We start from the raw sequence: 16,119 nt of genomic DNA, 5'->3' as shown, positions 1-16,119 counted from the left end.
GGGAGTTAATTAAATTTTAATAATTTTTGAAGTTGCTGTTCCTTTTTCATTTTTTATTTTAATCATGTATATCCCCTTTTTGAGTTCTCTTATAATGAATACTGACTCTTTAGGGTTGATAAATTCCTTTATTTTTTGACCAAGAGTATTGTATATTATTATGCTATTAATATCTGTAGTATGGATTAAACTGAAAAGACCTGATGTTGGGTTAGGATATAATTTAACACCAATACTTTCAAAATCTTTTGTAGAAGCTGTTGCTGTTACTGTTAGGTTTTGTGTAACATCTACTGCAGCATTGTAATTTGTATTACCATTTTGACTAGCAGTAATTGTAGTATTACCCATAGCAACTATGCTAACGATATTTCCATTTACAGTTGCTACATTTGTATCAGAACTTGAATAGGTAATTGGTAAATTAGCACTTGAAGTTGCTGTTAAACTAAAATCTGCATCCCCAACTGCTTTATCTGGTAAAATATTAAAAGTAATGCTTTGGTCTGCTTTCTGAACAATAAAACTTCCATTTGCTTGGTTTGCCAAGTAATTTGCTGTCTCAATATAATCTACTGTGAATCCAAATGTTCCAGTACCATTGATGCTAACTTCTCCTGTATTTATATCTATTGATATATTACTATTGCCTGCATAATAATGATACACAGTATTATCATTTTGTGGAATACCATCTACAGAAGAGTTTATAAAAAAGTTAGGGTCACCAAAGGTTTTTGTAGGTATTGGATTTATAGTTACATTTCTTATTCCTTTTTTTACAGTTAATGTTTCTGTAACATCTTGTGCAGTACTATAATTTGTATTTCCACTTTGTGAAGCTGTAATATTAGTAGAACCTGCACCTACTATTGTAACAATATTGCCATTTAAAGTTGCTACATTGGTATTAGAACTTAAATATGTTACAGGTAAATTTGAGTTTGAAGTTGCAGTCAATTGAAAATCAGCGTCGCCAAAGGTTCTATCAGGTAACTGTCCAAAACTAATAGTTTGGTTGGCTTTGTTTATGGTTAATGTTTGAGTAACATTAGGTGCAGCACTAAAATTAGCATCCCCAGATTGACTTGCAGTTATAATTGTAGAACCAGCACCAATAATGGTTACAGTATTCCCACTTATAGTAACAACGTTTGTATTAGAACTTGTGTAAGAAACAGATAGATTAGAACTTGTAGTGGCTGTTAATTGAAAATCTGCATCTCCAAAAATTTTATTTGGTAGTGTATTAAAAGTTATGGTTTGATTTTGAACACCAGCAGTTTTAAAATTCCATATTGTTTTATCAGCAATTCCTGTAAAAGAGTTGTTTCTTCCATCTTTTAAAGCACCATTATCAATAAAAACATAATAATCTTCAGCTGCAGAAAAGTTTAAAGTTGGGTTAATAACTGCTGTATTGCTATTAATAGTTACATTGCTACTGTTTACATTTATAGTTTCAAAAACAGAATCATCACTACTTTTATAAATTATAATATTTCCTGTTCCTTTGACTATTTCTTTGTTTAGCGTAATTTTTAAATTTTCTCCAGATAAAGCCATATCAATGGCATCATCATTTGGAGATAAACTCCCGATAATAAAATTGTTAGAAAACTTCCAAAGCTCATCTCCATTTGTGCCATCATCAGCAGAAAAATATAACAGATTATTAGAAACTATAAAATCTCTTGGGTTGCTATCTCCTGTAGGATTTATGTCTTGTTTTAACTTTGTTCCTCCAACAGAACCATCAGATTCCCACAATTCTATTCCATTTGTTCCATTATCTGCAGTAAAATACATTTTACCATCAAACGCAATAAAATTTGTTGGGTTACTACTTTCAGTTGCAATTGTATTTATATTTTTAAAAAGAGCTGTTGTAATTGCATTTGTACTTTTAGATGTTGCTCCTGTATTTTGAGTATACCATAATTCATAACCATTTGTACCATCATCAGCAGAGAAAAAAAGTTTGCCATCAAAAACGAATAAATCTTTTGGATAACTATGGTTTGCACCTCCAGGATTTATGTCAAGTACATTTGTAATGGTTTCGTTTGCATTCATTTTATAAAGTTCTACACCAGTTGCTGGGGTAAAACCTGTAAAATACAATTCGTTTTTATAAACAGTAAAATTTGGAGCAACGTAAAAACTGTCATTAGCTCCTGGATGCATATCTGTTATCATTTTTGTATTCGTTTCTGTGCCATCTGTAACCCAAAGTTCTCGACCATTAATTGCATTATCTGCAGTAAAATATACTTTGTTATTATAGCCAATAAAATCTTGTGGTAAACTATGTTTTGATATAAAGTTGTTCGTATCTCCATTAATATTGATGTTTTTGAGCCTTATTGTTCCTGTAGCTGTTCCATCACTCATACAAAGTTCTATACCTTCATTAGTATTTGCTTCTGCAGCAAAATATAGTTTATTGCCAATAGCTTTTAGGTTTCTAGGAAAACTAGAAGTTGTACCAGGATTTACATCTATAATATTTTGGCTTGTACCATCAAAATATGCCAACTCTAAACCACTTAAAGTTGAAGCATAATAATAGATGTTATTATTAAAATTTGTAATTTCTTTAACGAAAGAAAAATTACCTGAAAGTAAATTTGTATTGGTAATTGTACCATCTGTAGAGAACATTCTTTGCCTAAAACCCGTACAACTTTCTATTGCACCAAAAAAGACTCTATCAAAAGTTGATGAATAAGTAAAAGCGTGAGCAGGAAAACCTTGATAATCTACAAAAGGTTTCATTAATTTTGTGCCAGATTCTGTTCCATCAGTATTCCATAAATGATAATCATCTGTAGTACTATTATAAACTGTAAATAAAAGATTACCATTTATATCCACCCTATTTTCAGTATAAGTTGGCATACTAGAAGTTGAGCCAGCTTGAATATCTTTAACTAGCAATGCTTGAGCTTGTATATAGTTTAAAGAAAATAAAGTAAAAAATAGTATAATTTTTTTCATAAAATAGATTTTTAAATTCAATGATTTATAATCAAAGAAATTAAAAATGAAGATGTAATATAGTTCTAAAATGAAAAGTGATTGAAATTTTTTACTAACCGATACTTATTTTAAGATAATTGATTTTGTATCTAAAATAACTGTCTTAAAAACGTTATAAAGATTTGATTTTATATCGTTACTTTTACTGAAATACTCTCACTTGAAAAAGTTTTTATACATTTTAACTTTTCTTTTTTGCTTCAACAATTTTGGGCAAGAACCTTATACAATAAATTACACTATCAATGATGGTTTGCCAACAAATACCATTTATGATGCACATCAAGATAAAGAAGGTTTTATTTGGTTTGCTACAGATGTTGGAGTTATTAAATATAATAGTAAAGATTTTGTACTATTCAGTTCTGATGATGGGCTTACAGATAACGAAGTTTTTAAAATAAGGGAAGATTTTAAGGGTAGAAAATGGCTGTTAACCTTAAATGGAACTCCATCTTATATTAAAAATGATACTATTTATAATTCAGAAAATTCAACTATTATTCAGAAGATTGAAAGTAAAAATATGCTAATCGATTTCTATGAAGATAAAGATAATAACATTTATTTAATATCAAGAAATGGAAATCTAACAGAAATTAGTACTGATAATACTGTAAATAGTATAGAAAATATAAAAATAAATACTTCTGGCATTTGGAAAATAGGGGATGAGCTTGCTATTTTAAACTCTTCAGGTATTTATAATCCTATTTCTAAAAAACTAACCAAAATAGATATTGGTAAAGTACCTTACAGAGTTTTTCATCATAAAAAAGAAGTCTTTTTTAATAATTTTAATAGACTTTATAAGGTTAATTCATCTGGTATGTTTAAGCAAATAATAACATTGCCAAATGATTTTGAAATTATAAACATTTACAAAGAGTCAAGTTCTAAAATTTGGATTTGTACTAGAAAAGGAGTTTTTCTAGTTGAAAACAAAAAAATTGTAAAACACTTTTTTAAAGAAAAAACTGTTACAAGTATTTCTAAAGATATTGAAGGTAACTATTGGTTAACTACACTACAAGATGGTATATTTCTAATACCCTCTTTTTCTATTTTACAAAGAGACATTGCTATAAATACTATTGCAAATAATGATAATAATGAAATTTGGTTTGGAGGAATGGAAAATGATTATTACATCAAAAAAAATAATACTTTCACAAAAAAAACTTTTAATAAAAATTGGAGAAAAGATGAAATCTCTAAAATTAGATTTTTTACTGAAACTACTTATATTATTGGTAAAGTTGGTTTAAAAAAAATTACAAAAAATTATGAAATAGAAATTCCTATAAATCTAAATGATATTTTAGAACAGGGAGATTCACTTTTTTTAGCAACTGCTTATTTATCAAAAATTTCTAAAAATGAGTTAGATCAAAAAGAATATGATAAAATCTATCATAATAGATTTTTAAACAGAAGAATTTATACTATTAAAAACGTAAATTCTTCAATTTATTTGGGTACAAATATTGGATTATACTGTTATAAAAATAATGCACTCATTTTTTTGGGAGATAAATTTCCTGAACTAAAATCATCTATAAATCAAATATTTTATGACGATGAATCTAATTTACTTTTAGTGGCAACATCTTCTAAAGGACTCATTATTTTAGATAATGATGTTGTCAAGTTTTCAATTTCTAAAAAAGATAGACTTAATAATAATACAATAACTACTATTAAAAAAACAGCAACTGCAACATATTTAGTTGGAAGTAACAAAGGTATAAACAGTATTACATTATCAGGGTCTAACTTTACTATTAAAGATTTTAATACATTTTTAGCATTCAAAAACAAAAAGATAAACGATTTTTCTCTAGTTAATGATACACTTTATATTGCTACAAATGACCAATTAATCTATTTTCATAAAAATTATTTTACTAAAAAAAATACTCCTCCTATTGTTTCTTTTAAAAGTATTTATGCCAATAATAAAAAAATAAATTTTTCACTAAATAAAACAATAAAATACACAGATAATAATTTAAAATTTGAGTATGATGGAATTTCTTTTTTAGATGAAGGAAATCTTAATTTTTTTTATAAACTAAATAACACTGATTGGAGTAGTACAGAAGAGAGAACTGTTAATTATAAAAATTTAAAAGCTGGTAATTACAACTTTGCCTTATATGCAGTAAATGGATTTGGTCATAAAAGTGAAGTAAAGAAAATCAGTTTTACAATTGCTACACCTTTTTGGCAAACTTGGTGGTTTTTACTATTGCTGATTTTAGGAATTGGATTAGCAATTTATTATTTCTTAAAATTAAGATTGAATTATCTACAAAAACAATTTTTAAAAGAAAAGAAATCAATTTTATTAGAAAAAGAGAATATTGCTTTAGAAAATCAAATGTTGGCTTTAGAGCAAAAAGCGTTGCGTTTGCAAATGAATCCACACTTTATTTTTAACGCTTTAAATACCATTAAAGGATATTATTCTGAAGGAAATGTGCAAGAAGCCAGCAATTATATTTCTAATTTTTCTAAATTATTACGCTTACTTTTAGAAAATGTAGAGCAATATATTCCACTTTCTTTAGAAGTAGAAATGTTAGGTTTGTATTTGCAATTGACTCAAGTTCGCTATCAGCATAAGTTTGATTATCAGATTATTATTGATAAAAACCTGAATGCAAAAGAAACCAGTATTCCTACTTTATTGTTGCAACCCATTATTGAAAATGCAGTTATTCACGGAGTTTCTCCAAAATCATCCAAAGGAAAAATTATTGTATCATTTCATAAAAAAGAAAACTCATTAATTTGTATTGTAAATGATGATGGAATTGGACGAAAAGCATCACAAAAAAATAAAAAAACAAGGCATACCTCAAAAGCAATTTCTATAACAAAAGAACGATTGGCATTAATAGAAATTCAAGAAATTACAAAATGCAATTTACAATTTATAGATTTAATGGAAGATAAAAAATCAACAGGAACTCAAGTTATTATTACAATTCCGCTTTTAAAAATATGGTAAATTAAAGATGATAAATGCATTAATTATAGAAGATGAACCTCAAGCAATTTCTGCTCTAAAGCAAGAATTAGCTTTAAATTGCCCAACAGTAATTGTGTTAGATACAGCACAATCTGTAAAAGAGGGCATTGCTAAAATATCTGCATTAAAACCCAATTTAATTTTTTTAGACATTCAACTTTCTGATGGTTTAGGTTTAGATATTTTGCAGCATTTTATAAGTATTAACTTTAAAATCATCATTACAACAGCTTATAGTGAATATGTGTTGCAAGCTATAAAATTTAGTGCTTTAGACTATTTGTTAAAACCAATTAACAGTAAAGAATTACAAGTTGCAGTTGCTAAAATTGAGAAAGAAAACAAATTAAATTTGAATAAAAAGATTGAAGCATATATCCAAAATCAGCAAAATACAATTGCCAATAAAAAGATTGTTTTGCAAACATCTGAAGGTATTTTTATCCACCAAATTGCAACTATTTTAAAATGCACATCAGAAGGAAATTACACACAAATCTATTTCACAAATGACAAACGATTGCTGATTTCTAAAACGTTAAAAGAGCTAGAAGAATTATTAATACCTTTTAATTTTGAGAGAATTCATCACTCACATTTAATCAACTTAAATCATTTAAAAAGTTATTTGCATAAAGATGGTGGTTATGTAGTTATGAGCGATAATTCTACACTACCAGTTTCGAAACGTAAAAAAACAACGTTTATAAAAAGGTTGGAAATGTTTAATAAATTATAAGATACCCATAATTTTCGGAATGTAGATAATCCCAGCAATAATCAAAGAAATTAATGCTGCAAATGTTGGTGCACCTGCAGCTATGTCTTTAATTAAACCTATTTTTATATGAAATTCTGGATGAATAAAATCCGCAACTTCTTCAATAGCAGAGTTACAAGCTTCAGCAACTAAAACCAAACCTATTGCTAAAAATTGGACAGCCCATTCAGTTGCAGAAATTTCAAAAAAGAACCCTAAAATAGTGGCGATTAATGCAAAAAAAAGTTGAGCTTTAATGCTATCTTCGGTAGTAACTAAAATCCATAGTCCTTTAAAAGCAAATTTTACGCTTCGTAATCTACCTCTAATAAAACCATCTTTAGGGTTTTTCATCTTTATATCGCTTTTAATGCAGCTTCGTAATTTGGTTCATCAGCAACTTCAGCAACTTGCTCTGTATGAGTAATCGTTCCGTTTTTATCAATCACAACAATTGCTCTAGAATGTAATCCTTTGAATGGACCATCTGCAAATTCAACTTGATAGTCTTTACCGAATTTACCTGTTGCGAAATCAGACAACATTTCTACATTCTCAATACCTTCTGCACCACAAAATCGAGATTGAGCAAATGGTAAATCTCTAGAAATACACAATACAACTGTGTCTTCTAATTCTGTAGCCTTTTTGTTAAATTCTCTAACAGAAGTTGCACAAGTACCAGTATCTACACTTGGAAAAATGTTTAAAATGATATTTTTACCAGAAAAATCTGATAAACTTTTATGTGATAAATCTAATGATGTTAATGTAAAATCAGTTGCTTTAGTTCCAATTTCTGGTAAATTTCCTACTGTAGTAACTGGAGTTCCTCCTAATGTAATAGCTGCCATTTTATGTATTTTTAGTTTTTATCAAATGTAATAATTTTATTGATAAATACCTTTTTAATTCTAGACACTTACTCATAAAAATTTGCCAATCTTATACGTATCTTCGCAGACGAAAAATTATTATTTTAATTTGAATTTAGCTCAGTACACATCAGAATTTAAATACAATTGGAAACTTGCTGCACCAGTAATGCTGGGAATGTTAGGTCATACTTTTGTGTCTTTTATTGATAATATAATGGTTGGGCAATTAGGTACTGCAGAATTGGCAGCAGTTTCTTTAGGTAACAGTTTTATGTTTATTGCAATGTCTATTGGAATTGGTTTTTCTACTGCAATTACACCATTAATAGCAGAAGCAGATTCATCAGATAACCTACAACAAGCAAGATCCACATACAAACACGGATTGTTTTTATGTACAGTTTTGGGGACTATTTTATTTTTAGGGATTTATTTTTCGAAGCCGTTAATGTATTTAATGAAACAACCTGAAGAAGTTGTGGCTTTGGCAATTCCGTATTTAGATTTGGTGGCATTTTCTTTAATTCCGTTGATAGTTTTCCAAGCCATAAAACAATTTAGTGATGGAATGTCTATGACCAAATACCCAATGTATGCTACACTTTTGGCGAATATTGTAAATATTGGGTTAAACTATATTTTGATTTTCGGTAAATTCGGATTTCCAGAAATGGGAATTGTTGGTGCAGCTTATGGAACTTTAGCTTCCAGAATAATTATGGTTATTTATCTGTGGACTTTATTACGTTATAAAAAAAGTTCTGCAAGAATTGTAAAAAATATTAAAATATTTGTTTTTGATTTTTTAATGATTAAAAAAATCATCAATCTAGGTTCTTTAAGTGCTATGCAAATGTTTTTTGAAGTTGCTATTTTTACAGCCGCAATTTGGTTGAGTGGTTTGCTAGGTAAAAATCCGCAAGCAGCAAATCAAATTGCGTTAAATTTATCTTCAATGACATTTATGGTGGCAATGGGTTTAAGTGTTGCTTCTATGATTCGAGTTGGGAATCAAAAAGGATTACAGAATTATAAAGAATTACGCAGAATAGCATTTTCTATTTTTTTACTAGGTATTTTATTGGCAACCTTTTTTGCCTTATTGTTTTTTATCTTCCACAAAAGCTTACCTAATATTTATGTAGATTTAAATGATGCAGAAAATTATGTAGATAATATGGAAGTACTTTCTATTGCTTCCAATTTATTGTTAGCAGCTGCCTTTTTTCAAATTTCTGATAGTATTCAGGTTGTGGTTTTAGGTGCTTTGCGTGGTTTACAAGATGTAAAAATCCCCACAATTTTAACTTTTATTTCTTATTGGTGTGTTGGTTTTCCTGTTTCATATTTTCTAGGAAAAGAAAAAATGTTTGGTAGTTTTGGTATTTGGTTGGGTCTTTTAGCAGGTTTAACCACAGCTTCAGTGTTGTTGTTTATTCGATTTAATAAATTGACATTAAAATTGATTAAAGAAAAGTGATAGAGAATATAATTTTCAGATTTTTATTAAATTTTAAAATTTGCTAACTCATTTCTGATATTAAGAGTTTTAACTCTTTTATATCCAGAGTTAGCGAAGTTCGAGTTTTTTGTTGAGAAAATTAATAGGGAAAATACCTTTTTTTATTTAGTTTCTATCTCATTTATCTAGTATGCCAATTTATATTTTATACCAAACGTTTATTTATCTATAATATAGTCAAGCTTAATGCTCTAAAATATTAGCATATAGTTGTTTTAAATGTTCTAAATCGAATAATTCTACAAAAAAAGTAACATTTTTATAACAGGCTATTAATAATTCAAACACATTATTTTGTTTTCGGTAAAAATCATAAACTTCATACGTAACTGCTTGAAATAGCGTAATTTTGCAATCGTAAAATTTTTATAAATCAGTTAAGTTTTTTATATTGAAAGAAGATTATCACAAATGGTATTCGCCAACATTAAATAAAGATATAGAAATGTTGGTTTTTGGGTACGCAGGTTATCCTTTAATTTTATTCCCAACAACTAGTGGACGCTTTTACGAGTGTAAAGATTTCAAGTTAATTGAGTCTGCAAAATGGTTTTTAGAGGAAGGTTTGGTGCAAATTTACTGCCCAGATTCTATAAATGAATTGAGTTGGTATGATAAGAATATTCATCCTGCAGATCGTGTCAAAAATCATATTTGGTATGATAAATTTATTATGGATGAAGTTGTAAACCCTATTTGTCATCAAAGAGGAATTCAAAAAGTAGCTGTTGCAGGTGTCAGTTTTGGAGGTTATCATGCAGCAAATTTTGCGTTTAAACACCCAGAAAGAGTAAGCCATATGTTTAGTTTAAGTGGTTCTTTTGATATTAAATCTTTTTTAGATGATTATTATGATGACAATGTTTTTTATAACAACCCAGTAGATTTTTTACCAGGAAGCAATCATCCAGATTTATGGAATATGAAAATTATTTTGGGCACAAGTGATTGGGATATTTGTTTAGAAGCAAATCAAAATTTAGCGAAAATTTTAAGTGATAAAAATATCCCTTTTTGGTTTGACGAACGCAAATGGGCAGAACACGATTGGCCAATTTGGAGGCAAATGTTTCCACATTATTTATCAAAAATTTAAAAATAGAGTAACAACTAACAAAATAAATATAATATGAGAAAAATTGGAATTTTATTCGGACAAGAAAATACCTTTCCACAAGCTTTTATAGACAGAGTTAATCAAAAAATTAAAGAACAAGGCATTAAAGATATGATGGCTGAAGCAGTGTTAATAGACACTGTAGAGCAAGCAAAATCGGACGAATATGCTGTAATTATTGATAGAATTTCGCAAGATGTTCCTTTTTACAGAGCCTATTTAAAAAATGCTGCAATTACAGGAACTGCTGTAATTAACAATCCTTTTTGGTGGAGTGCAGATGAAAAATTCTTTAATAATGCTTTGGCTGAAAAAGTAGGCGTTCCTGTACCAAAAACGTTTATTTTACCAAGTTCTCATAGACCACCAGATACTGATGAAAATTCTTTCAGAAACATGAAATACCCTTTTAATTGGGATAAAATGTTTGATACTATTGGTTTTCCTGCATATATGAAACCTCATGATGGAGGTGGATGGAAAAGTGTTTACAAAGTCGAAAATCCAGATGATTTATGGGCAAAACATGGTGAAACTGAAAACCTTGTTATGATGTTGCAAGAGGAAATTGACTTTAAAGAATACTTTAGATGTTACGTTTTAGGTACAGATAATGTACATATTATGCAATATGAGCCTAGAAATCCTCATCATTTACGTTATGTTTTAAATGGAGAGCCAGTTGATCAGAAAATTTTAGATACAGTTCATGAGTATTGTATCAAGCTAAACAAAGCTTTGGGTTATGATTTTAATACAGTAGAATTTGCTGTAAGAGATGGAATACCTTATGCAATTGATTTTTGTAATCCTGCTCCAGATGCAGATATACATTCTGTAGGAGAAGAAAATTTTGAGTGGATTGTAGAAAATGCTGCAAATATGGCAATCGAAAAAGCAAAGCAGTACAAAAAAGGTCAAATGAATTTAACTTGGGGAACATTTGTAACCGATCAAATTGCTCCAGCAACACCAGTGGTTAAAAAAGCTCCAGCTAAAAAAGCGGTTGCAAAAAAGACACCCGCTAAAAAAGTTGCAGTTAAAAAAGCACCTGTTAAAAAAGCAGCAACAAAGAAAAAAACTACAAAAAAGTAAGTTTTATAGTTAAAATATTTTGTTCTGTCATTTTGAGTGAAGTCGAAAAATCTTAAGTAGCAATTTAAAAGATTTTTCCATTTCATTCTAAATGACAGTTTTATAATTCTTTATAAAACTTTATTTATTAACTTTCCATTATGAAATTTACATTAGGAATAGAAGAGGAGTATCAAGTAATTGATCCTGCAACAAGAGAATTAACTTCTCACGATCAGCAAATTGTAACCAATGCAGCAAAGGTTTTAAACGACCAAGTAAAGGCAGAAATGCATCAAGCTGTAGTAGAAGTTGGCACAAACATTTGTGAAGACATTCAAGATGCAAGACAGCAAATTTCGCATTTGCGAAGGTCTATTTCTAATATTGCTGGAGATTTAGGTTATAAAATTGGTGCTGCTGGTACACACCCTTTTTCTAAATGGGAAACGCAATTAATTACTCCAAATCCAAGATATGATGAGATTGTAAATGAATTACAAGACACAGCAAGGTCAAATTTAATTTTTGGTTTGCATGTTCATGTAGGAATTGCAGATAAGAATATGGCTTTACATTTGGTAAATGCCATGCGTTATTTTTTGCCACATTTGTATGCATTATCTACAAACTCACCATTTTGGGAAGGTAGAAATACTGGTTTTAAATCTTTTAGATCTAAAGTTTTTGATAAATTTCCTAGAACAGGAATTCCTGGAATTTTTGATAATTATGCACAATATGAAAATTATGTAAATCTTTTGGTAAAAACCAAATGTATAGACAATCCAAAGAAAATTTGGTGGGATATTCGTATTCATCCTGTTTTTCCAACATTAGAAGTTCGTATTTGTGATGTGCCTTTAACTGTTGATGAAACTGTTTGTATAGCTGCTTTAATTCAAGCTTTAGTAGCAAAATTATACAAACTTCGTTCTCAAAATATGAATTTTATGGTATATCATAGAGCGTTAATCAATGAAAATAAATGGAGAGCTGGACGTTATGGAATTGATGGAAAAATGATTGATTTTGGAAAAGAGAAAGAAGTAGAAACTAAATTATTAATGGCGGAATTTGTAGATTTTGTAGATGATGTTTTAGATGATTTAGGTTCTAGAGAAGAAGTAGAATCTATCTTTAAAATTTTAGAAAGAGGTACAGGAGCAGACAGACAATTAAAAGCATTTGAAGAAACCAGAGATTTAACTAAAGTAGTAGATTTTATTACAGAACAAACTATTTTAGGCGTTTAAGATTTATGTTGATGAGTAAAGAAAAAGTAAAAGTTGCCATTTTAGATATGAATAACAATGAACCCAATCAAGGTTTACGTTGTATTAGAGAAATTGTAACAACTTTTGATAGTGAAGTAAATTTTGTTGTTTTTGATGTAAGAGCAAAAGGAGAAATACCTGATACTTCTTACGATATTTATATTTCAAGTGGAGGTCCAGGAAGTCCTTTAGAAGAAGGAATTTGGAGAAAACCATATTTAGAGTTAATGCAAAATCTTTGGAATCACAATAAAAATTCCGAAGAAAAAAAACACGTATTTTTTATCTGTTATTCTTTTCAGGTAATTTGTGATTATTTTAAGTTAGGCGAAATTAAATTGAGAAAAAGTACCTCTTTTGGTATTTTACCAATTCATAAAACCAAAGAAGGTAAAGTTGATGTTTTATTAGAAGGGTTAAACGATCCTTTTTATGCAGTAGATTCTAGAGATTGGCAATTAGTACAGCCAAGATTAAAGGTTTTTAAAGAAAAAGGAGCATCAATTTTAAGTTTAGAAAAAATTAGAACGCACATAGAATTAGAGCGTGCAATTATGGCTGTTCGTTTTTCTAGTGAGTTTGTGGGTACACAATTTCATCCAGAAGCAGAACCTGTTAGTATGGAAGCTTTCTTTAAACTTGAAGAAAATAAAAAAGTAGTTATAGAAAGTTTTGGAGAAGAAAAATATAACCAAATGATGGACAGAATGGATGATGATGATAAATTGGTAAGAACTTATCATACCATTTTACCTAATTTTTTAAGTTTGGCAATTCGTAAAGTAAATCAACCAATATTATCTTAATTTTTTATGATACAGAATAACAGACAAATTTATAATCAACAATTTTCTGAAGAAAAGTATCAAGCTTTTTTAGATGATATTATTTCGACTTATAAATACACGCCACCATTTAAAATAGCTGAAACACCTGTTTTTATTCCAAAAGATTTAAAAGAAAGGTTGATAAAAGCCTGTGATGAAATTATGGAAGTAATTCATCAACCAGATTTTAAAAAATTAACTGATGGAGCTTTTTTTGACCCAAATACAATCGTGCCTAATGAAGATGAAGTTTCGAAATTTATGCAATTGGATTTTGGAATTTGTAGAGATACTGATGGAAATTTAGTTCCAAAACTGATTGAATTACAAGGTTTTCCTTCTTTATATTTTTTCCAAGAATTGTTAGGTAGAAAATATCGTGAGCATTTTGGAAACGTAATTCCAGAAAATTACTCACAGCATATTAATGGAATGATAACTAAAGATTACATTGATTTGTTGCAACAAGAAATTGTTGGTAAAACCAATCCAAAGCAAGTAATTCTATTAGAAATAGAGCCAGACAAACAAGCAACAGCAATCGATTTTTACGCAACTGAAAAAGCATTAGGCATTAAAGTGTTGTGTATTTCAGATTTAATTAAAAAAGGAAAGGAACTTTTTTATAAAGATGATAAAGGCAATGAGATTAAAATTTTAAAAATATACAATCGTATTATTTTTGATGAACTTCATCAAAGACCAGATTTAAAAAGTGAGTTTAATTTTTTAGATGAAGTTGATGTCACTTGGATAGGACACCCAAATTGGTTTTATAGAATTAGTAAGTACACAATGCCATTATTAAAAGGCGAATTCGTGCCAAAATCATTTTATTTAGACAAATTAGAAACCATTCCAGAAGATTTAGAAAATTATGTTTTAAAACCTTTGTATTCTTTTGCTGGAGCAGGAGTTCAAATTCACGTAACTCCTAAAATGATAGATGAAATCACAAACAAATCTAATTATTTATTACAAGAAAAAGTAGCTTACGAACCAATTATAGAAACAATGGATGTACCTGCAAAATGTGAAGTAAGAATTATGTTATTACATAATTCTAAAACCAATACAACTGAAATAGTAAGCAATTTAATTCGTTTAAGTAAAGGAGAAATGGTTGGCGTAAAATATAACAAAGATAAAATTTGGGTAGGAGGAACTACTGGTTTTTTTGAGAATTAGGAGCTACTAAAAATATATTTAGATCTTACAGGTCTTTTTTATTCATTCAGTTTGTCATCCTAAAAGGATCTAGGAGTAATATTGATATTAAATAATAAAAACAGTTTATGATACGCTTACAGCGTGACAAATGTTAGTTAAATAAACTATTCAGACTTATCAGGAGCAGGTAAACTTGCATGAAATTCTTCACCAATTCTATGCGTATATTGGTCTAATAATTCCAATACTTTTTCACTAGAATCCGAAACTACAATCAATCCAATATGCCAAGCTTTCTGCATTTTCCAAACGATTTCTTTATCTGTAAAACTAGAAGTGTCTGGATATTCAAATCTACTTAAAGAAACCACAATACCTGCATATTGATTGTTAATTTTAGGTAATTTATAAGTTTGCTTTCTAATTCGTGCATTTTCTACTGATGCCCATTCTGCCCAAAGATTTACACCAGAAGCATACTCTACCATTTCTGCTAAATTAGCACCACCAACTCTAGATGAAGTTTCTAAAAAAAACAATTCTCCTGTTGCTTTAGATTGAATAAATTCGGTATGATAAGCACCAGATTGCATCCCAAAAGCTTTCATAACTTGTTTGTTTACTTTTTGTAAATCTTTTTCTATTTTAGAGCCAATTTCTAATGATGCTGATCTAAAAATTCCTCCTCCATGTGCCACTTCAAAAGGTGTATCTAAATATTTGCTAGCTCTAGAGAAAACCACTTTTCCATTTACATTTAATCCATCTACATGAAAAACATCTCCAGGAGCAAATTTTTCTACCAAATAATTATCTCTTTCATCGCCTAAATTATTTACAACTTCCCATAACTCATCTTTAGAATGAATTTTTTTAATTCCAGTAGCAGAAGCCTCCATTCTAGGTTTTAACAACCAAGGAGCAGGAATTGTATCTGCATAATTATTAATATCATCATTGTTAAAAAGTGAAGTAAATTCAGGTACATTTACACCTTCTTCTTTCGCTTTTAAACGCATTGCCAATTTGTCTCTAAAATAATGAGCAGTGGTTCTACCCATTCCTGGCATTCTAAAATGTTCTCTTAAAAGTGCAACTTTTTCTACATCAAAATCATCTAAAGCTACAAAATGCTCAAAATTTATCGTTCTGAATTTATACGCAATTCCTTTGACTACATTTTCTTGATTCCATTCTTCAACATAAAAAACGTCATCTATAGCTTCCCAAGGCCAATTTTCGTTTTCTAATCCTTTTTTAGTTAAAAGAAAAACATGATTACCATCAGATTTACATCTTTTTAAAAAATCTTCGCCTTTAAAATAGGTTGAAATGCATAAAAAATTGATTGGTTTTTGAGACATAGTTATTATTTTAGAATCATACATTGTTTTAGATTCAAGAATCAAGACAAG

At 28.9% G+C, this 16,119-nt stretch carries 12 protein-coding genes; 8 read left to right on the top strand and 4 right to left on the bottom strand.

The window, feature by feature from the left end; genetic code table 11:
• Positions 1-9: 9 nt before the first annotated feature.
• Positions 10-3,000 carry a T9SS type A sorting domain-containing protein gene (locus tag BTO18_RS04820; protein WP_105015141.1) on the bottom strand — a complete coding sequence of 997 codons (2,991 nt, stop codon included), beginning with the start codon at positions 2,998-3,000 and terminating at the stop codon, positions 10-12.
• A gap of 202 nt (positions 3,001-3,202) precedes the next feature.
• Between BTO18_RS04820 and BTO18_RS04815 the strand changes: the two genes are divergently transcribed.
• Together BTO18_RS04815 and BTO18_RS04810 are read left to right on the top strand one after the other, a co-directional pair.
• Complete coding sequence (locus BTO18_RS04815) at positions 3,203-6,058, top strand: sensor histidine kinase (RefSeq protein WP_105015140.1); 2,856 nt, start codon at positions 3,203-3,205, stop codon at positions 6,056-6,058.
• 7 nt (positions 6,059-6,065) lie between these two features.
• Positions 6,066-6,818, top strand: coding sequence for a LytR/AlgR family response regulator transcription factor (locus BTO18_RS04810; RefSeq protein ID WP_105015139.1), 753 nt, complete (start codon positions 6,066-6,068; stop codon positions 6,816-6,818).
• On the opposite strand, the gene BTO18_RS04805 is transcribed toward BTO18_RS04810, so the two are convergent.
• Together BTO18_RS04805 and tpx are read right to left on the bottom strand one after the other, a co-directional pair.
• Positions 6,813-7,193, bottom strand: coding sequence for a diacylglycerol kinase (locus BTO18_RS04805; RefSeq protein ID WP_105015138.1), 381 nt, complete (start codon positions 7,191-7,193; stop codon positions 6,813-6,815). The two genes, BTO18_RS04810 and BTO18_RS04805, sit on opposite strands and share 6 nt — an antisense overlap.
• Before the next feature lie 2 nt (positions 7,194-7,195).
• Positions 7,196-7,693: a thiol peroxidase gene (gene tpx, locus BTO18_RS04800; RefSeq protein ID WP_105015137.1), complete on the bottom strand. Its 498-nt coding sequence runs from the start codon at positions 7,691-7,693 to the stop codon at positions 7,196-7,198.
• A gap of 130 nt (positions 7,694-7,823) precedes the next feature.
• Here tpx and BTO18_RS04795 point away from each other — a divergent pair, with 130 nt between their 5' ends.
• The 6 genes from BTO18_RS04795 (at position 7,824) to BTO18_RS04770 (ending at position 14,722) form a co-directional block, all read left to right on the top strand.
• On the top strand, positions 7,824-9,197 hold the full coding sequence (locus tag BTO18_RS04795) for an MATE family efflux transporter (protein ID WP_211295568.1): 1,374 nt from the start codon (positions 7,824-7,826) through the stop codon (positions 9,195-9,197).
• A 433-nt stretch (positions 9,198-9,630) separates the two neighbouring features.
• Positions 9,631-10,335 (top strand): esterase family protein, encoded by a 705-nt coding sequence (locus BTO18_RS04790; protein WP_105015136.1) that lies wholly within the window; start codon positions 9,631-9,633, stop codon positions 10,333-10,335.
• 33 nt (positions 10,336-10,368) lie between these two features.
• The gene (locus BTO18_RS04785) at positions 10,369-11,451 is read left to right on the top strand and encodes an ATP-grasp domain-containing protein (RefSeq protein ID WP_105015135.1); all 1,083 of its coding nucleotides are present in this window, start codon (positions 10,369-10,371) and stop codon (positions 11,449-11,451) included.
• Between the two features lie 140 nt (positions 11,452-11,591).
• Positions 11,592-12,686 carry a carboxylate-amine ligase gene (locus BTO18_RS04780; protein ID WP_211295567.1) on the top strand — a complete coding sequence of 365 codons (1,095 nt, stop codon included), beginning with the start codon at positions 11,592-11,594 and terminating at the stop codon, positions 12,684-12,686.
• Positions 12,687-12,697: 11 nt separating this feature from the next.
• Positions 12,698-13,513 carry a type 1 glutamine amidotransferase gene (locus BTO18_RS04775; RefSeq protein ID WP_105015133.1) on the top strand — a complete coding sequence of 272 codons (816 nt, stop codon included), beginning with the start codon at positions 12,698-12,700 and terminating at the stop codon, positions 13,511-13,513.
• A gap of 6 nt (positions 13,514-13,519) precedes the next feature.
• Positions 13,520-14,722 (top strand): hypothetical protein, encoded by a 1,203-nt coding sequence (locus tag BTO18_RS04770; RefSeq protein ID WP_105015132.1) that lies wholly within the window; start codon positions 13,520-13,522, stop codon positions 14,720-14,722.
• Positions 14,723-14,868: 146 nt separating this feature from the next.
• Here BTO18_RS04770 and BTO18_RS04765 read toward each other — a convergent pair whose 3' ends face one another.
• Complete coding sequence (locus BTO18_RS04765) at positions 14,869-16,068, bottom strand: ATP-grasp domain-containing protein (protein ID WP_105017501.1); 1,200 nt, start codon at positions 16,066-16,068, stop codon at positions 14,869-14,871.
• Positions 16,069-16,119: the final 51 nt, after the last annotated feature.

This window comes from Polaribacter porphyrae, assembly GCF_002954685.1.
GTDB classification, from domain to species: domain Bacteria; phylum Bacteroidota; class Bacteroidia; order Flavobacteriales; family Flavobacteriaceae; genus Polaribacter; species Polaribacter porphyrae.
Note: the sequence above shows the minus strand (reverse complement) of the source record. Positions and strands in the feature narration are given on the sequence as shown.

Bases quoted from the DNA above. Each gene is read 5' to 3' on its own strand.
- BTO18_RS04785 (WP_105015135.1), top strand. From the start codon at position 10,369: ATGAGAAAAATTGGAATTTTATTCGGACAAGAAAATACCTTTCCACAA.
- BTO18_RS04780 (WP_211295567.1), top strand. From the start codon at position 11,592: ATGAAATTTACATTAGGAATAGAAGAGGAGTATCAAGTAATTGATCCT.
- BTO18_RS04770 (WP_105015132.1), top strand. From the start codon at position 13,520: ATGATACAGAATAACAGACAAATTTATAATCAACAATTTTCTGAAGAA.
- BTO18_RS04765 (WP_105017501.1), bottom strand. From the start codon at position 16,068: ATGTCTCAAAAACCAATCAATTTTTTATGCATTTCAACCTATTTTAAA.
- BTO18_RS04820 (WP_105015141.1), bottom strand. From the start codon at position 3,000: ATGAAAAAAATTATACTATTTTTTACTTTATTTTCTTTAAACTATATA.
- BTO18_RS04810 (WP_105015139.1), top strand. From the start codon at position 6,066: ATGATAAATGCATTAATTATAGAAGATGAACCTCAAGCAATTTCTGCT.
- tpx (WP_105015137.1), bottom strand. From the start codon at position 7,693: ATGGCAGCTATTACATTAGGAGGAACTCCAGTTACTACAGTAGGAAAT.
- BTO18_RS04805 (WP_105015138.1), bottom strand. From the start codon at position 7,193: ATGAAAAACCCTAAAGATGGTTTTATTAGAGGTAGATTACGAAGCGTA.
- BTO18_RS04775 (WP_105015133.1), top strand. From the start codon at position 12,698: ATGAGTAAAGAAAAAGTAAAAGTTGCCATTTTAGATATGAATAACAAT.